Source organism: Oscillibacter sp. UBA6647, from assembly GCA_002455655.1.
Taxonomy (GTDB): Bacteria; Bacillota; Clostridia; order Oscillospirales; family Oscillospiraceae; genus Oscillibacter.
In genome coordinates this window covers 1-16,884 of sequence record DKLF01000053.1, presented here as the reverse complement: position 1 = coordinate 16,884, position 16,884 = coordinate 1, and the positions used below count along the sequence as shown (strand labels likewise).

At 55.3% G+C, this 16,884-nt stretch carries 15 protein-coding genes; 7 read left to right on the top strand and 8 right to left on the bottom strand.

The window, feature by feature from the left end:
• The first annotated feature begins 225 nt into the window (after positions 1 to 225).
• From B2W96_RS04265 to guaA, 4 genes are all read left to right on the top strand, one after another.
• Entirely contained in the window at positions 226 to 2,511 is a 2,286-nt protein-coding gene (locus B2W96_RS04265; protein ID WP_293008888.1) for an ATP-binding protein, read from the top strand.
• Positions 2,512 to 2,586: 75 nt separating this feature from the next.
• Positions 2,587 to 3,408: an Mrp/NBP35 family ATP-binding protein gene (locus B2W96_RS04260; protein ID WP_293008886.1), complete on the top strand. Its 822-nt coding sequence runs from the start codon at positions 2,587 to 2,589 to the stop codon at positions 3,406 to 3,408.
• A 277-nt stretch (positions 3,409 to 3,685) separates the two neighbouring features.
• Positions 3,686 to 4,264 (top strand): xanthine phosphoribosyltransferase, encoded by a 579-nt coding sequence (locus tag B2W96_RS04255; protein ID WP_293008884.1) that lies wholly within the window; start codon positions 3,686 to 3,688, stop codon positions 4,262 to 4,264.
• A gap of 1 nt (position 4,265) precedes the next feature.
• Entirely contained in the window at positions 4,266 to 5,801 is a 1,536-nt protein-coding gene (gene guaA / locus B2W96_RS04250; RefSeq protein ID WP_293008882.1) for a glutamine-hydrolyzing GMP synthase, read from the top strand.
• 91 nt (positions 5,802 to 5,892) lie between these two features.
• Here the strand turns inward: guaA and B2W96_RS04245 are convergent, their stop codons facing one another.
• Complete coding sequence (locus tag B2W96_RS04245; RefSeq protein WP_293008879.1) at positions 5,893 to 6,075, bottom strand: hypothetical protein; 183 nt, start codon at positions 6,073 to 6,075, stop codon at positions 5,893 to 5,895.
• A gap of 157 nt (positions 6,076 to 6,232) precedes the next feature.
• Here B2W96_RS04245 and B2W96_RS04240 point away from each other — a divergent pair, with 157 nt between their 5' ends.
• The gene (locus tag B2W96_RS04240) at positions 6,233 to 6,391 is read left to right on the top strand and encodes a helix-turn-helix transcriptional regulator (RefSeq protein ID WP_312159749.1); all 159 of its coding nucleotides are present in this window, start codon (positions 6,233 to 6,235) and stop codon (positions 6,389 to 6,391) included.
• A gap of 257 nt (positions 6,392 to 6,648) precedes the next feature.
• Here B2W96_RS04240 and B2W96_RS04235 read toward each other — a convergent pair whose 3' ends face one another.
• From B2W96_RS04235 to B2W96_RS04215, 5 genes are all read right to left on the bottom strand, one after another.
• Positions 6,649 to 8,262, bottom strand: a complete 1,614-nt coding sequence (locus B2W96_RS04235) for an L-serine ammonia-lyase, iron-sulfur-dependent, subunit beta (protein ID WP_293008877.1) — start codon at positions 8,260 to 8,262, stop codon at positions 6,649 to 6,651.
• A gap of 2 nt (positions 8,263 to 8,264) precedes the next feature.
• The gene (locus B2W96_RS04230; protein WP_293008875.1) at positions 8,265 to 9,440 is read right to left on the bottom strand and encodes a M20 metallopeptidase family protein; all 1,176 of its coding nucleotides are present in this window, start codon (positions 9,438 to 9,440) and stop codon (positions 8,265 to 8,267) included.
• 1 nt (position 9,441) lies between these two features.
• A complete protein-coding gene (locus tag B2W96_RS04225; protein WP_293008873.1) occupies positions 9,442 to 10,194 on the bottom strand; it encodes an amino acid ABC transporter ATP-binding protein in 753 nt (250 codons plus the stop codon).
• The gene (locus tag B2W96_RS04220; protein ID WP_293008871.1) at positions 10,191 to 10,907 is read right to left on the bottom strand and encodes an amino acid ABC transporter permease; all 717 of its coding nucleotides are present in this window, start codon (positions 10,905 to 10,907) and stop codon (positions 10,191 to 10,193) included. The genes B2W96_RS04225 and B2W96_RS04220 overlap by 4 nt, the downstream gene beginning before the upstream one ends.
• A gap of 153 nt (positions 10,908 to 11,060) precedes the next feature.
• Positions 11,061 to 11,939 (bottom strand): transporter substrate-binding domain-containing protein, encoded by an 879-nt coding sequence (locus B2W96_RS04215; RefSeq protein ID WP_293008869.1) that lies wholly within the window; start codon positions 11,937 to 11,939, stop codon positions 11,061 to 11,063.
• Positions 11,940 to 12,632: 693 nt separating this feature from the next.
• Between B2W96_RS04215 and B2W96_RS04210 the strand changes: the two genes are divergently transcribed.
• Positions 12,633 to 13,787 (top strand): trans-sulfuration enzyme family protein, encoded by a 1,155-nt coding sequence (locus B2W96_RS04210; RefSeq protein ID WP_349680132.1) that lies wholly within the window; start codon positions 12,633 to 12,635, stop codon positions 13,785 to 13,787.
• Entirely contained in the window at positions 13,784 to 14,692 is a 909-nt protein-coding gene (locus tag B2W96_RS04205; RefSeq protein ID WP_293008865.1) for a PLP-dependent cysteine synthase family protein, read from the top strand. Before B2W96_RS04210 ends, B2W96_RS04205 begins: the two co-directional genes overlap by 4 nt.
• 100 nt (positions 14,693 to 14,792) lie before the next feature.
• Here B2W96_RS04205 and B2W96_RS04200 read toward each other — a convergent pair whose 3' ends face one another.
• Both B2W96_RS04200 and B2W96_RS04195 read right to left on the bottom strand, forming a co-directional pair.
• The gene (locus B2W96_RS04200; protein ID WP_293008863.1) at positions 14,793 to 15,554 is read right to left on the bottom strand and encodes a tRNA threonylcarbamoyladenosine dehydratase; all 762 of its coding nucleotides are present in this window, start codon (positions 15,552 to 15,554) and stop codon (positions 14,793 to 14,795) included.
• Positions 15,555 to 15,619: 65 nt separating this feature from the next.
• On the bottom strand, positions 15,620 to 16,528 hold the full coding sequence (locus tag B2W96_RS04195; RefSeq protein ID WP_293008861.1) for an XdhC family protein: 909 nt from the start codon (positions 16,526 to 16,528) through the stop codon (positions 15,620 to 15,622).
• Between the last annotated feature and the right edge of the window lie 356 nt (positions 16,529 to 16,884).

The window sequence follows — 16,884 nt, the reverse complement described above, 5'->3', positions numbered from 1 at the left end:
TTCCCATAGTTTGTCAAGTACTTTTTTCAAGTCCTTAACCATTCTTTTCAAGTCCCTCGCCATCCTCCCGGACAGCTTTGTTAGACTACCATACCCCACTTAGTTTGTCAATACGGTTTTTACATGTTTTCCACTTTTTTTATACCAGCCATTATCTTGCCTCATACCGCGCCTTTTTAAACGCAATTCTCAAAATGTCTCTGGGTTTTTCTAATTGTATATGGTATGATGTGGTTGTTTGAATTTTACGAAACAGAGGTGATCTACCTGCGCATTCATCGTATGAGCGCCACCTTCGGAAAACTGAGCCAGCGGACTCTTCATCTTTCCGACGGGCTGAACATTATACAGGCTCCCAATGAAACCGGCAAATCCACCTGGTGCGCGTTTCTGCTCTCTATGTTATATGGTATCAACAGCCGGGAGCGGGACCGCGTGGGCTTTATTGCCGACAAAAACCGTTACGCTCCCTGGAGCGGCGCGGCCATGGCGGGCCGGCTGGACTGCCGCGTCGGCGGTAACGAGCTGACGCTGCTCCGGGAGACGAAACGCCAGACCGCCCCTCTCGGGGACTTTAAGGCGGTCCGCGCGGGAACCATGGACGATTATCCCGGCCTAACCGGGCAAAACTGTGGAGAGACCCTTCTGGGCGTCAGCCGGGAGGTATACGAGCGCAGCGCCTTTATCCGTCAGGCAGGGTTGCCTGTGACACAGGACGCGGGACTTGAAAAACGCATTGCCGCCCTCATCACAACCGGCGAAGAGGACACCTCTTACTCCGAGGCCGCCGCGGCTCTGAATAAGCAGCTAAACCGCCGCCGCCACAATAAAACCGGACGGCTTCCCGCGCTGGAACTGGAGCTGGCGGACACCGTCCGTCAGTTGGAGGCTCTGACGGGGGCGGAAGCCCAATTGGCCGAACAGCATCGGGAGCTCTTCCGTCTGGCGGAGCAGGAAACAGAGCTATCCCGGCTTTTAAAGCTTCACGCCCTCTGGGACGCATCTAAGGAGCGCCGCCTTTTATCTGAGGCCGAGGATGCCGCCGAAGCCGCGGAGCAAACCGCCGTCAATCTCCGCCACAGGGCGGAGGAGGCACGTCTTCCGGAAAACGAAACCATCGGCCGTCTCCGGGGGGCCATTGTCAATCTGGAAACCGTGCGCAAAAGCGTGAATGCCGCCATGGCGGAAAAGGACGCAGCCATGAAGGCGGGCGTGAAAGCCGAAACCGCCGTCAGCGAAAGCCCCTTCGCGGGAAAACCCGCGGAGGAGGCACAAAGAGCCGCCGCGAATATACCCGAGCGGCGGAAAAACACGTGGCTGTTCCCGGTAGTCCTGTTGGTCGGCGGACTGGCGCTGGGCGTTTTGCTCCATGAGCTTCTAACCGCCCCCCTTCCGATGTGGCAAATTGCCGCTCCCGCCTGCGGGCTGGGGTTGATCTGCGGGCTGATCGTGGGCTTCGCCCTGAAAAAAGCCGATGAGAAACGTCGTTCCGCCTACCTCTCCGCCTACGGCGCATCCTCTGCCGAGGAACTTGCCGCTCTGGCGGACGACTACGCCGCCGCCTGCCGCCGCCGGGACGAGGCCCAAAACGCGGTGGTGAAGGCCACCGCCACTTATGACGCGCTGTACGCCTCCCTCACCTCCAACGAACAGGGAATCTTGCTGGAGGTCCGCCGTTTTTCCCCCGCCGCCTTTGACATTCCGGCCGCCGACGCGGCGCTGCGAGAATGCGCCGTTCGACGCAGAGAGCTGTCCGCCGCCGAAAGTGCGGCGGAAGCCGCCCGACTGCGGTACGAAACCATGTGCCGCCAGATTCCCGACCGGAACCCTTCTGCGGAAGAGCCCTCCGCGCCCCCCTCCCAAAGCCGGGAAGCGCTGAATACCGAGCTTCTTTCTGTGAAAGCCGCTCTCTCCGCCGCCCAATCCGCCGCCGACCGCCTTACCGGCCAGATCGCCGCCCTTGGCGGGCGGGAAGCGCTGGAGGCGCAGACAGAGCAGCTTCGCTTGCAAATAGATGTGTTGGAAGGCGAATATCAGTCCATCGCTTTGGCGATGGAGACGCTGGACGGCGCCAATGCCGCACTGCAAAACCGCTTCTCTCCCTTGCTGGGCCGCCGGACGGCGGAGCTTTTTTCCGCGCTTACCAGCGGGGCTTATTCCGGCGTGGTTCTGGACCGGTCGTTCCACCTCTCCGCCGAGCCGACGGGAGACACGGTGTGGCGGGACGCGGGGCTGCTCTCGGCGGGGGCGGGGGACCAACTGTATCTGGCGGCGCGGCTGGCCATCTGCGAGCTGGTTCTGCCGGATATGGACCCCCCGCCTTTGGTGTTGGACGACGCGCTGGCAAATTTCGACGACGCCCGCTGCGCGTCCGCTCTGCGGCTTTTAAAGGAGGAGGGAAAAAAGCGCCAGCTTCTTCTTTTCACCTGCCACAGCCGGGAAGCCGCCTTTTTCGCAGACGATCCGGAGGTTTCCGTTCAAAGGTTGACGAACGACCCGTCTGAGGTATAAGATAACGGTTGCATTGATAGAGGCGGGCCTCACTTTCCCGCCGACACCTTATAATATGGCAAAAGGAGTTTTGACATGAGTGAATGCACCCACGAGTGTTCCGCCTGCGGCGAAAGCTGCGCGGAGCGTCAGGGACCCCAGTCCCTTCTGAAGGAGGCCAATCCCGAAAGCCGCATCGGGAAGGTTTTTGGCGTTGTCTCTGGTAAGGGCGGCGTCGGAAAATCCATGGTGACCAGCCAGTTGGCGGTGACTATGCGTCGGCGGGGCTTCAAGGTCGGCGTGCTGGACGCCGATATCACCGGTCCTTCCATCCCCAAGGCCTTCGGTATCCATGAAAAGGCCCGGAGCGACGGACACTCCCTCCTCCCTGCCGTGACCAAAACCGGCATTGAGATTATGTCCGTCAACCTGCTGCTGGATAACGAGACAGACCCGGTTATCTGGCGCGGCCCGGTGATCTCCGGCGTGGTTCAACAGTTCTGGACGGACGTAATCTGGGACGTGGACTATCTGTTTGTGGATATGCCCCCGGGAACCGGCGACGTGTCCCTCTCCGTGTTCCAGTCCATTCCGCTGGACGGCATCCTTGTGGTGGCCTCTCCGCAGGAGCTGGTGAGCATGGTGGTGGAAAAGGCCGTGAAGATGGCGGAGATGATGGAAGTTCCCATTCTGGGCGTGGTGGAGAACATGAGCTATGTGGCCTGCCCGGACTGCGGAAAGAAAATCTATCTTTTTGGCGAGGGGAAAACCTCCGAAGCCGCCGCGCGGCACAACCTGAAGCTTCTTTCTCAGATGCCCGTCGATCCGGCCCTCGCGGCCCTGACCGACGCGGGCAGCATCGAGGATTTTCAGGGCGATTGGCTCAGCCCCGCCGCCGACGCCGCCGAGGGCAAATAATTGCACACAGGGCAGGGACGTCTTCTGATGTCCCTGCCTTTTTTACGCTTCCTTTTTTAGTGCCACGCAGAAAACCGAATCTCAGCCCTCCCCACAAACCGCGATTTGCCGCGTAAAGACAAAATCCACAAGCATTGTCTCTGCAACATCCATATTTTGTTCTGTAAAAACAGTTGCAAATTTGCTGTCTATCTATAATAATAGAGTGATAATAGAATCGGTCGAAAACCGCCCGTCTCCCCATGGGGGACAAATTGAAAGAGGGGGATATCATCACATGCAGGAATTGAAGGACCGCATCGTCAGGGAGGGCAAAGTTCTCCCCGGTAACATCATCAAGGTGGACGGCTTTTTGAACCACCGGGTGGACCCCACCATCATGGTCCACATCGCCGAGGAATTTGGCCGTCACTTTGACATGGATCAGGTCAGCGTGATTCTCACAGCCGAGGCCAGCGGCATCGCGCTGGCCGCCATCTGCGCCCAGCGCTTCAACAAGCCCATGATTTTCGCAAAAAAGGCAAAGAGCGACAACATCGAGGGCGGACTTTACCAGAGCGATATTTTTTCTTATACCTATAAGAAAAAGGTGACCCTGCTGGTAAATAAGGAATGGCTCAACGCCGACGATAAGGTTTTGATTGTGGACGATTTCATGGCCAACGGAGAAGCCATGCGGGGCCTGTGCGACATTGTCACCAGCGCCGGGGCCACTCTGGTTGGCATCGGCTGCGCCGTGGAGAAGGGCTTTCAGGGCGGCGGCGACCGACTGCGCGCTGCGGGGATGAACCTGAAGTCCCTTGCCATCATTGAATCCGCCGAGCCGGGCAACATCGTATTCCGGGAGGACGACTGATATGCAGAAGGTCATTGTTTTGGACTTTGGCGGGCAGTATAACCAGCTCATCGCCCGCCGCGTCCGGGAGTGCAATGTATACTGCGAGGTAAAGTCCTATACCACCCCCCTTTCCCAGCTTGCATCCGAAAAGCCCATCGGCATCATCTTTACGGGCGGGCCCAGCAGCGTGTATGACCCCGCCTCCCCGCAGGTGGACCCGGCCATTTTTGAACTGGGTATTCCTATTTTGGGCATTTGCTACGGCTGCCAGCTCATGGCCCATCATCTGGGCGGACGCGTCACCGCCGGCACCGAGGACACCGCCCGGGAATACGGCAAGACCGACACATTTTTCGAGACGGACTGCAAGCTTTTCAAGGGCCTTGACAAAGAGGGCGTCACATGGATGAGCCATGGGGACTATATGGAAAAAGTCCCCGATGGATTTTCCCTCGTGGCTCACTCCGCCGCCTGCCCCACCGTTGCCATCTGCGACGAAAGCCGGGGCTTTTACGGCGTCCAGTTCCACCCCGAGGTGAACCACACACAGCACGGCACCGATATGATCCGCAACTTCCTCTATGAGGTCTGCGGCGCGACGGGCGACTGGACCATGGGAGACTACCGGGATACCGCCGTGGCCCAGATCCGGGAGAAGGTTGGCGACGGCAAGGTGCTGCTGGCTCTCTCCGGCGGAGTGGACTCCTCTGTGGCTGCGGCGCTGATTGCCGAAGCCGTGGGCAAGCAGCTCACCTGCGTATTTGTGGACCACGGCCTCATGCGCCTGAACGAGGGCGACGAGGTGGAAGCTGCCTTTAAAAAGTGGGATATCAACTTTATCCGTGCCGATGCCGAGGAATTGTTTTTAGGAAAGCTTGCAGGGGAAACCGAACCGGAGCGCAAGCGGAAGATCATCGGCGAGGAGTTCATCCGCGTTTTCGAGGCCGAGGCCAAGAAAATCGGCAAGGTGGACTATCTGGCGCAGGGCACCATTTATCCTGATGTGATCGAGTCCGGTCTGGGCGCCTCCGCCACCATCAAGAGCCACCACAATGTCGGCGGCCTGCCCGACTACGTGGACTTCAAGGAGATTATCGAGCCGCTGCGGATGCTGTTCAAGGACGAGGTCCGCGGCCTTGGCCGGGAGCTGGGCCTGCCGGAATATCTGGTGATGCGCCAGCCCTTCCCCGGTCCCGGGCTTGCCATCCGGGTGATTGGAGAAATCACGAAGGAAAAGCTGGACACTCTGCGCCTTGCGGATTTCATCTTCCGGGACGAGGTGGCAAAGGCCAAGCTGGAAGATTCCATGAACCAGTATTTCGCGGTGCTCACCAATATGCGCTCTGTGGGCGTGATGGGCGACGGACGGACCTATGATTACACGCTGGCTCTGCGCAGCGTGACCACCACGGACTTCATGACGGCCGACTGGACCCGCATTCCCTACGATGTATTGGATCGCGTCTCCACCCGCATTGTTAACGAGGTCCCCCACATCAACCGCATTGTCTACGATATTACCTCCAAACCCCCCGCCACCATCGAATGGGAATAAGCTTTTAGACAAAAACCAAGACCACAAACCCAAGTGTAATGCGGGTTTGTGGTCTTTTGCTTTGTGCGGTGATAACATTTTGATAACAAAATTATTTTTGCGGGATAGTGGAAACACTGTCCTCTTTTTTATTTTCTACAATGGATAGCTCAATAATTTGCTCCTCACCGCTTATGTATATTTCCTCTGTCTGCCGCTGTATGGATTCTAGTTCACCAATAACGTCTGTGATTTTATTGAATAATACATGGTACATCTTTTGATAGTCTGGCATACTCCTCACCTCATTGCACATTATAACGTAAATACCGTTAAAAATCGATAACGGTATTACCGTTATGTTTTAATTGTGTTGGGGTGATAAAATGCATCAGCATATGAGAGATTTGCGTGAAGATAAAGACTTAAACCAAAAACAAATTGCGTAAATATTGAACATAGCACAAACGACATATTCTGATTATGAGTTAGGGAAAATCAATATTCCAATTGAAGTTCTCAAGAAAATGTCTGTCTTTTTTAATACTAGTATCGATTATCTATTGGACATGACAGACGTAAAAAAACCGTATCTGCGTAAACAGAAATAGGATTATTCTGCCTTCCAATTCATCTTCCACTCATAATATTCTTCCTGCATAAGCTCTCCTTTTTGGAGGGCTTTTTGTTTTCGTACCACTAGCAATTTTCGTCGTGGCCATCTTCTGGTATTTAATTTGCTTCTTGTTAAGCACGCCGAGGGAAACAATCATTTTCAGGAGCGATGTGCCAGGCCGGTGCAGTGGCGCAGCGCCGAAAACCCGCATGATTGCTGGGTTTCCGGCGCTTTATTCTGCACTTTGCGCACTCAGCGGGAAGCACCCGCCTCATACTTCAATTTATCCGCCATCTGTTCGCTTTGGAAGCAGGCCTGGCACTGCTTTGCGCAGGGCGCCGCATTGATGCCGCAGTGCAGCATGCTCTCAGAGGTGTTTTTCCGATTTTCCTCAATGGCCAAAAGCACCTCATGGTAAGGGATTAGGGGATCAATTCCCGAAAGCGCAAGGTCCGCATACAGGGGAGCCGTTACCGCAGCACGGATTGTGCGCGTGATGCACGGAAACTCCTTGCCGCCGGGAATCGGATCGCAGGGGATTCCAAGGTTCGCCTGCAAGGCCATTGAAGCCGCATGCTCCACCTGACGCCCGTCTCCGCCCGCCATCCAGGTAATGGCTCCGCTGCCCATGGCGCAGCAAATTCCGGATTCTCCGACGCAGCCGGAATTACCGCTGGCCTGCGCATTGGTGAACGCGATTGCCCCCAGTCCGGCGGCGACAATCAAGCCCTCAATCACCTTTTCATGGCTGAACCCATGCGCTTCCCGAACGGCATCAATCGCACTGTACAAGTAGCCGCCGCCGGTTCCCATGGGTCCCGGAACAATCTTTGTGCCCGGAAGCTTTGCATTGGTGGACATGGCATGCGTGATGATATGCCGGGTGATGGGGTCTTCCAGTGCTTTTCCGGATTGGAGATACCGATTCCACGCGCGGCCGTAAATCGGAAGATTTGGCGTGTCCTTTGCCCGGTCGTATCCGACCGTCTCCAGCGAGTGAATCTGGTTAAAAAGAATGTCGTTGATTTTCTCAAAATAGTCCCAGACCTTCTGGTCCGTCCATCCGGAAAACCCTTTTTCGTACTCAATTGCCGCCTGAACGAAGCTAATGCCTCGTTCCTCCGAAACCTGCCGCCATTCCTGAACATTTTTAAATAGCTGCGGCTTGCGATTTTTCGTGGTAACGACGGGGAGCAGCGCGGGCAAAAGCCTCCATTCTGCCCTGTCCGCAAAAATCTCGTCAAATGCGTTTTCATCAGGCAATGATGAGAATTCCACGAAGAGTGCGGACCGCCCCTGACCGTCCTCATAGTAGGCGGCTCCAAGAATATCGTGAAGACGCTCCCGCAGTCTTTGCTCCGTTTCATGCAAAAACGCATGCTCACCGCCCCATGCAAGCAGGGCAAACGTATCGGCCTGCCACGCAACGGGAAAGCCATGAATTGAGTAGGTGCTGACCATGCCCCCGCCGATTGAGCGGGCCGTGAGCACGGCCGTGTCCCCCTCGGCGCCCACAAGCTCAAAGGTGGTGCTTCCGGGCCAACTGTTGTCTGACGAAAGCTCGCCGAATTCATAAGAGATTCCCGCCTGACGGGCCAGCTCATGCGCATCAAACAATCGGATATCGTCGGTGGAAAAATTCTGAAGTCCACCCAAATAGCCGCGATCATCCATCATGTTGCCGAGGGAGTTCATGTGATGGTCACCGGGGTTGAACAGGATGCGCACCCGCTTTGGCTCACTCTTCAAAGTATATCTGGCGATGCGGCCCACCCGGCTGGTTCCGGCAAAGCTGCCGCTGGAGCCGGGCTGCATGATGGGGCCAAACACATCATTAAAAAAGTCGGGGTAAAATAATTTAGGCATCTCTATCCCTCCTTATCATCAGCAATCGTCTCCACGGCAATCCGGGCCATCAGCCGGGCGGCGGGCGCCAGCGCCGACAGATCGGCGGAAAAGCCCGCATTGTGCAGGGGGAAGGTATCCCCGATTCCCACATGGAAAAGCGCGCCGGGAATCAACTCCTGATAGCAGGAAAAATCCTCTCCTCCCATCTCGGGGTGCTGCGGAACGACTGTAAATCCATTGTTCAGGGCCGTTTGCGCAATCAATTCCGCCAAGTCTCCATCATTATTGGTGGCGGGACAGCCGGGCAGCCATTGAAACTCCGTTTGATATCCTTCAGCTTGCAGCCCATTCAGCTTTTTTTCCATGCTCTCCACAATCGTCTGCCGAACTGCCGGAGCAAAGCTGCGCACGGTGCCCTCTAATTCAGCACTTTCAGGAATAATGTTCCAGCTTGTGCCGGAAGTAACCCGGGTAACGCTGACCACAGCGGATTCGCGTGGACTGATTCCACGGCTGACAATTTCCTGAAGTGAGCCAATCAACCGCGCGGCGGCGGGAATAGGGTCAAGCCCATCCTGCGGCGCGCTGCCGTGGCATCCCTTGCCGCTAATCTTTATAACAAACCGGTCCACGGCGGCGGAAAAAGGCCCGCCGGAGATTCCGATGGTGCCCACCGGCATTCCGCTGCGAACGTGCAGGGCAAGAATCCGCTGAATCCCGTAGGTCTTAAATATTCCGGTCTGCACCACCTTTTCTCCGCCATGCTTCGCCTCCTCCGCCGGCTGGAACAGCAGCATCACCGTTCCGGAAAGGGATTCCCGCTGCGCTGCCAAAAGCGCCGCCGCGCCCAATAGGGCGGTGGTGTGAAAATCATGTCCGCAGGCATGCATGCGTCCCGCGTTTTCAGAGCTGTGGGCAAGCTCACTGGCCTCTGTAATCGGAAGTGCGTCAATATCCGCGCGGATGGCAATCACGGGTCCCGGTGCGTTTCCAACAATTCTTGCCAGCGCCCCCGTCGGAAGGCCCAGTTCCAGCAACTCGACTCCTTCAATTTCGGACAGCATTTCTTTAATTTTCCGCGTTGTTTCACGCTCCTCCATCGCCAGCTCCGGGTGGCGATGGAACCACTTAAAGTGCTCTTTCAGGTTTTCCTTAAACTCCAAATCCGCCGGTTTCATTTCGTTTACATTCATCATATCACTCTCCTGCGGCTATTCCCAGATGCGCCTGACGGAGAAACAGTCTGGTCCGCTCGTGCTGGGGGCGGCAAAACAGTTGTTCCGGTGTGCCATCCTCTAAAATAACGCCCTCGTCCAGTAAAATCACTCTGGTGGAAACGCTGCGCACAAACCGCATCTCATGGGATACGACAATCATGGTCATGCCGTCCTTTGCGATTTCGTTCATCACCGTCAGCACCTCGCCCACCCACTCAGGGTCCAGCGCGCTTGTCGGCTCGTCGAATAAAATCACGTCGGGGTCCACGGCAAGCGCCCGGGCAATTCCAACCCGCTGCTGCTGTCCGCCGGATAAAAAGTCAGGGTAGGCATCCGCTTTGTTCAAAAGGCCCACCCTGTCCAGAAGCTGTCTGCCCCGGAGAATGGCGTCCTGTTTGTTCATTTTTTTCACGCACAGCAGGCTCTGCGTCACATTTTCCAAGGCAGTTTTGTTGCGGAACAGATTATAGTGCTGGAACACCATGGCCGATTTGCCGCGCAAACCGGAAATCTGCTTTTTGGTGGCGGTTTTTGCGTCTATTGCAGCGCCGTTGAGTTCGATTTGCCCCTCGTCGGGCGCATCCAGCCAGTTGATTGCCCGCAGAAGCGTGGTTTTCCCTGCGCCGGACGGGCCGATCATCGTGACAATCTCGCCTTGCCGGATATCCAAATCAATTCCCCGTAAAATCACGTTTTCGCCAAACTGCTTTTTAAGATTTCTAATGTGAATCACTTCGCGGCCCTCCTCTCGTACCTGCGCACTCTCTTTTCCCAACAGCCAAACAGATACTCCAACACGATGCAGCAGCCCCAGTAAATCAGAGCGACCACAATGTATACCTCGAAAAAGCGGAAGGAACGCGACCCCACGATTTTGGCGGCGGCCATCATTTCAATTACAGAAATATTAAAAATCAGGCTGGTTTCCTTCAGCAGGGAGATAAAAGAGTTTCCAAGCGGCGGCAGCGCAACTGTAAACGCCTGAGGGAGAACCACACGGAACAGCGCCTGCCGCGTCGTCATATTGACGCTGTAACAGGCTTCAAGCTGCCCGGCGTCAACGGAGAGCATCGCGCTGCGAATGGTTTCCGACATGAACGCGCCGCTGTTCAGGGACAGAGCCACCACGGCAAAAACAGAGGCGGGAATCCCGTTGACTGACAAATTGCTTCCAAGCTGTTCGTTCAGGCTGCGCAAAAAAACCGGAATCCCGTAATAGGCCACCAAAAGCTGTACCATGGCCGGTGTCCCCCGGGCAAAGGATAAGTAAAGCTTGCACAAGGGCGAGAGGATACGGATATTAAAATACCGGACAAACGCCACGCCAAATCCCAGTATAAGAGCTATAATTCCCGAGCAGGCCGCAATCTTCAGCGTAACAGGCAGATATGAGATGATTTCAGGTACGGTTGAAACCATGAATTGAAGGTCAAACACTTTTCCCATAGAGATAGTCCTTTCTGATCGCGGTGAAAGACATCTGCTTCCATACGCCCAAATGCCGCGCTGAGACTGTGGCCGCCCGCTTCATTATGCAGAAATCACTGAAATTCCAAGGTAATCCGTGCGCAGCTAAACAAGTCCACGCACCCCCAAAACTCAGTTAATACGGGCTTGCACCGCTTCCTGCGTGGAATAATCCTCGCCAAGATAGGTGTTGCTCAACTCCGCAAGAGTTCCGTTATCCAGCAGAGTTTGCAGCGCTTTGTCCACCAGAGGCTTCAGATATTCGCCATCCTCATTCTGATTGAACAGCCAGTAAACCGGCTTCACCGTGTCGTCGTTGCGAAGCGCAAACTCCACGTCAAGTCCCTGCTCCTTCACAATCAGTCCGGCCGTCACCGGGCTGACCAGCGTCGCATCCACCCGGCCCTCCTGCACATCCAGCAGCGCCTTCGAGATATCGCCATCGCCGTAAGTGACATTCACGACATTTCCGTGCGCCGCATTCCAAGTTTCAATGATGTTGGCGTTGGAGCTGCCCACGCCCACCGTAACGGTTTTCCCCGCCAAATCGTCCATGCTCTTGATATCGGTGCGTCCGGTTTTATATGCGATCGCGCCGATGCCCCAGGTATAGGCCGTGTCGCCAAAGAGATACTTTTCCTCCCGCTCAGGGGTCTTCGCCGCCTGACTGACAATCAGGTCGTACTTCTCGGCCTCCAGCCCCGCAAAAATGGAGGACCACTCCACCGCCTGATACTCAAACTGGATTTCTGGAATCAGCTCATCCACAGCCTTTGCCACCGCGATATCGTAGCCATCGGGGCTTCCGTCAGCCCCCACATAGTTAAATGGGGCATACGCGCCTTCGGTTGCAACGCGGTATGTCACTACATCCGCTTCTTTGCTTTGGGACCCCTGTGCGCTTTGCGCCGCAGAGGAGCTTTGTGCGCCGCCTTGATTTGCGCATCCGGTCAATGCCAGCGTGAGCGCCGAGGACAGGGCAAGAAAACGGATGGTATTTAGCTTATTCATAATAAAAATCTCCTTATAAATGAAATCATTTTCTAATTTTGACAACAAAAATGCCCGGGGCCTCATTTTAGCTCCCGGACAGCGCATGGCAGAAAAATTCGCCTATCAACAGCGAACAAAGGGCGCACTAAAACACCCAGCCATATCACCAGCCCGGGAGCATAGCATTCGTCCACATCGAAAATTACTGCGAAGCAAGTCTTGAAATACCTGATGCATCGTGTGTGCCCTCCTTTTGTAATTAACCTACTTAGTAAATAGGTTGAATGAAGTATAACAGTGACTACCCGTTTTGTCAATAGATTTTTTGTCGCCGGATTGCAATTTACGGGTCGTCTCTAACTTACCGTATTACGTATTTATCGAGGCTCCCGCTTTTCCTCCCGCCCATAACGCCGGTTATTTTCTCCGCTCCCTTTATTCTACCAATTAACCTATTGACAAAATAGGTTAATTGGTGGTATTTTTATAATACCTTATCAAAATCGGATTTTGCGAGGTGTAGTTATGATGATACTGAACCACATTGAAAAAGCTTGCCGCTGTTGTCTCCGTCAACGGAATACAGCGGTGCATTTCTGCGCTCCTTAATCGAAATTCATTTGGAAACCCAAATGATTTCAAAGCGGATGCATCTAAAAGATGCGTCCGCTTTTTACCTGCTTATGAAAGAAAGGATTGTGAACAATGTCTATGCAGCTTGATTCCCTTTTAATCCACGGCGGAATTGACGGAGACGCCGCAACCGGGGCCGTCAATGTCCCCATTTATCAAACCTCTACCTATCGTCAAACAGGGCTGGGGGAAACCCCGATCTGGGAATACTCCCGCACGGGCAACCCCACCCGCGCCGCGCTTGAACAGCTTCTGGCCGATTTGGAGGAAGGCTCCCACGGGTTGGCCTTTGCCTCCGGCATGGCGGCGGTCACCGCGGTTTTAAGCCTTTTTCAGCAGGGGGATAAACTTCTTTTGTCCAGCAATGTCTACGGCGGAACCTTCCGGGTTCTGGACAAGGTTTTTAAAAACTTCGGCATTACCTATGAAATCATCGACACCACGGACCTGTCCGCTCTCCCCGAAAAGCTGACGCCCGACGTAAAAGCCGTCTTGATCGAAAGCCCGGCAAACCCGCTTTTGACCGTGACCGACATCGCCGCAGTCTCCAAGCTTTTCCACGAGCATGGGAAGCTGGTGATTGTGGATAACACCTTTATGACGCCCTATTTGCAAAGGCCGCTTTCCCTTGGCGCGGATATTGTGATTCACAGCGGCACGAAGTATCTCGGGGGGCACAGCGACGTAATTTCCGGCTTTGTGGTTGTCAAAGACCCGGCACTGGCCGACCGGCTTTACTTTTTGCAAAACTCCACCGGCGGAGTCTTGGGTCCGTTCGACTCCTTCCTCATGCTGCGCGGCATCAAAACGCTGGGCGTGCGCATGGATCGGCATACTGCCAACGCGCAGACCATCGCCCGCTGGCTGGAGACCTATCCCGCAGTAAAGCACGTTTACTACCCGGGGCTGGAGCGTGCCCCCGGCTATGCCATCCAACAAACGCAGGCGTCCGGAGCAGGCGGCATGATCTCCTTTGAGCTGCATGCAGACTATGACGTCCGTGTGTTTTTTCGTAGCCTTCGTCTGGTCACGCTTGCGGAAAGTCTCGGTGGCGTGGAATCCCTCGTGTGCCACCCCGCCACCATGACCCATGCCGCCATTCCAGAGGAAATACGGAAAAAGGTGGGCATCACGGACGGACTAATTCGACTGTCGGTTGGAATTGAAAGCGTACAGGACATCCAGGCGGATTTGGAGCAGGCAATTCAGGCGGCGGGAAAGGTGCAAGCATGAACTTTGCGGACAGCATTCAGGCTTTTATCGGCAAAACGCCGATGCTCAAGCTGAACCATCTGGACGTTCCGGAGGGAGTGGGCCTCTTTGCCAAGCTGGAGCTTTTCAATCCGGCGGGAAGCGTGAAGGACCGCGTCGGACAATACATGGTGGCAGAAGCGGAAAGAAGCGGTCGTCTGCTCCCCGGCGGCACGATTGTTGAAGCAACCGCGGGCAACACGGGCATCGGCATTGCCGTTGCGGCGCTGAATAAGGGCTATCGGGTTATTTTTGTGGTGCCGGGCAAGTTTTCCATGGAAAAGCAGGCTGTTATGAAGGCACTGGGCGCAGAAGTTGTTTCCACGCCCAGGGAAGGCGGCATGCAGCAGGCGGCGCAAACAGCGGAAGCAATGCTGACCACCATTCCCGGTGCCATCTCGCTCAGGCAGTTTGAAAATCCGGCCAACCCGCTGGCTCATTACGAGACAACAGGCCCGGAAATCTACCGCCAGTTGGACGGGAACATCGATTACTTCGTGGCAGGCGCGGGCAGCGGAGGTACCTTCAGTGGAGTCATGCGCTATTTGAAGGAGCAAAATCCCCACATTCAGGGCATTCTGGCGGACCCCATCGGCTCTACTATTGGCGGCGGAGAACACCGCGACTATGACATCGAAGGCATTGGAAACGACTTCATTCCAAAAACCATGGACAGTTCTCTGGTGGACCGGGTGATGAAAGTCGGAGATACGGAGGCGTTTGACACTGCCCGTCTATTGGCAAGAAAAGAGGGTGTTGTGGCGGGCAGTTCCTCCGGCGCCGCGCTGGCGGCGGCGCTGAAGCTTGCGTCGGACGTACAGCAGGGGAACATTGTCGTGATTTTCCCGGATCGGGGAGATCGGTATTTCAGCAAGAACCTGTTCTAAAAAACGAGGCCCCTGACGGATTGATGAAGCGAATATGCTCTTCAACAATCCGTCAGGGGTCTTTTAATTTATTTGGAAAGCGCGTTAAATGAATTTCTGTTCACTTCCCCACCCCGGAGAGGTCTTTCACCACTTCTGCGGCAAGAATCAGTCCCGCCACCGGCGGAACAAACGCGTTGCTGCCCGGCACCTGTCTGCGCTGGGTGCATTTGCGCGCCGTTCCGGGCGGGCAGATGCAGTGGGTCCGGCAGCTAATGGTCATGTCGTCAATGGGCGTCATCGCCGGTTCCCGGGAGTAGACCACCTTTAATTTCCTGATTCCCCGTTTTTTCAGTTCCCGCCGCATCACGCGGGCCAGCGGGCAAACAGTGGTCTTATAAATATCCGTCACCTCAAAAGCCGTGGGGTCCATTTTATTTCCGGCCCCCATGCTGCTGATGATGGGGACGCCGGCGCTCTGCGCCTGCTCAACCAGCTCCAGCTTTCCAGTCACGGTGTCAATCGCATCCACCACATAATCATATTGCGCAAAGTCAAACTGCGCCGCCGTCTGGGGCGCGTAAAAGGTCTTGTAGGTGTGTACAACCGCGTCCGGATTGATTTCCAGAATGCGCTCCCGCGCCACATCCACCTTATACTGCCCAACGGTTTTACGCGTGGCAAATATCTGCCGGTTGACATTGGTAAGGCAGACCCGGTCGTCGTCGATGAGATCCAGCGTCCCCACGCCGCTGCGCGCCAGAGCCTCCACCGTATACCCGCCCACGCCGCCGATGCCAAACACCGCCACCCGCGCCGCGGACAGCTTTTCCATTCCGTCCGCGCCCAGCAAAAGCTGCGTTCTTGAAAATTGATTTAACATACTTCCTTATATCCTAACTTCCTGCGTTTTCAATCCATCGGCCCCAAGCTCCGCCAACGGGGAGTTCATATATCCTGAATCAGCACCTTCATCTGCCCGCCGCAGACCATGCCCTCATCCTCCGCGTGATTGCTCATGTCCACCGTAACGCATTGACTGCGGCCTGTCCCAACCAAGCGGTACGCATCCATTAGAACAGCGTTTTCGCTGCATCCGCCGCCAATCGTCCCCACCGCCCGAAAGCTCTGGTCCACCGCCATCATGGCTCCGGCTTTCACCGGCGTGGACCCTTCAGTTTCGTAGACAAGCAGCAAGGCCTTTGGCGTTTTCCCATTTGCCAGAAGCTCCAGCAGCGGAAGGTTGATGTCCTCTGTGACAAGCAGCTGGGCTTTTGAGCGGCGGGGCGTATCCTTCCGTCTGGATTGAATGACTTCGGCTGTAATCGAAATTGCGATTTCCTCCACTGTAAGCGCATTGATATCCACACCGATGGGCGTATGAATCCGATCCAGCGCAGCGCGGGGAAAGCCCTCCTCCTCCAAAAGACGGAGCAGCTCTATGCCCCGCCGTTTCGAGCCGATCATCCCCAGATAGCGGGGAAATTTGCCGTGCAGGATGGTCCGCAGGCAGTCCGCGTCATGGCGGTGCCCTCTGGTGATGGTGGCAATATAGTCCCGCTTCGTAATTGCAAGCTTTCCGATTGCATCCGAAAACGCACCGCAAATCACCTCTGCCGCTTCCGGAAACCGCGTGTGATTGGCAAAGGATGTCCGGTCATCCACAACCGTCACCGCAAAACCGATATCGGCGCAATAGCGGCACAGCGGCTGGGCAATGTGCCCGCCGCCCAGCAAAATCAGCCGCTCCTTCGGACTAAATGTGCGCAGGTATGTGTCGCCCTCAATCTCAAACGGCATAGACGCCGCTTCTCCCGCCCGAATCGCATTCAAAAGCTTCTCAAATTCCAAGCGCATCTCAGTGCTTCCTTCCCGGCTCCCCCGGCTAAAAAAACGGGGAAGCACCGTATTCCGAACTGTCCGGCCAAATTTTCACTGAAAGGTTTTCCCCGCCTTCGAATATCAAGAGCGGAAAGACCTCCAAGTTTTATCTCCTGTGCGGCCGAGCAGCGCAGGGCATAAATGGCAGTATCAGCAAGTCCGCTTCATCAACATAGTTTGTTTATTGGTTTTTACAGCGTAGCATATTTTTCGTCAGGATGCAAGGAAAGCACCTGCTATTTTCATATTGTATTCCCAGTCAAATCATGCTATACTGAGTGAACTTAATATCACAGTAGTGAAGCGCATCGAAGAGGAGTCCTGCTAACAAA

Bases quoted from the DNA above. Each gene is read 5' to 3' on its own strand.
- B2W96_RS04235 (WP_293008877.1), bottom strand. From the start codon at position 8,262: ATGCCTAAATTATTTTACCCCGACTTTTTTAATGATGTGTTTGGCCCC.
- B2W96_RS04220 (WP_293008871.1), bottom strand. From the start codon at position 10,907: ATGGGAAAAGTGTTTGACCTTCAATTCATGGTTTCAACCGTACCTGAA.
- guaA (WP_293008882.1), top strand. From the start codon at position 4,266: ATGCAGAAGGTCATTGTTTTGGACTTTGGCGGGCAGTATAACCAGCTC.
- B2W96_RS04210 (WP_349680132.1), top strand. From the start codon at position 12,633: ATGCAGCTTGATTCCCTTTTAATCCACGGCGGAATTGACGGAGACGCC.
- B2W96_RS04230 (WP_293008875.1), bottom strand. From the start codon at position 9,440: ATGATGAATGTAAACGAAATGAAACCGGCGGATTTGGAGTTTAAGGAA.
- B2W96_RS04205 (WP_293008865.1), top strand. From the start codon at position 13,784: ATGAACTTTGCGGACAGCATTCAGGCTTTTATCGGCAAAACGCCGATG.
- B2W96_RS04200 (WP_293008863.1), bottom strand. From the start codon at position 15,554: ATGTTAAATCAATTTTCAAGAACGCAGCTTTTGCTGGGCGCGGACGGA.
- B2W96_RS04215 (WP_293008869.1), bottom strand. From the start codon at position 11,939: ATGAATAAGCTAAATACCATCCGTTTTCTTGCCCTGTCCTCGGCGCTC.
- B2W96_RS04265 (WP_293008888.1), top strand. From the start codon at position 226: ATGATGTGGTTGTTTGAATTTTACGAAACAGAGGTGATCTACCTGCGC.
- B2W96_RS04245 (WP_293008879.1), bottom strand. From the start codon at position 6,075: ATGCCAGACTATCAAAAGATGTACCATGTATTATTCAATAAAATCACA.
- B2W96_RS04260 (WP_293008886.1), top strand. From the start codon at position 2,587: ATGAGTGAATGCACCCACGAGTGTTCCGCCTGCGGCGAAAGCTGCGCG.
- B2W96_RS04195 (WP_293008861.1), bottom strand. From the start codon at position 16,528: ATGCGCTTGGAATTTGAGAAGCTTTTGAATGCGATTCGGGCGGGAGAA.
- B2W96_RS04255 (WP_293008884.1), top strand. From the start codon at position 3,686: ATGCAGGAATTGAAGGACCGCATCGTCAGGGAGGGCAAAGTTCTCCCC.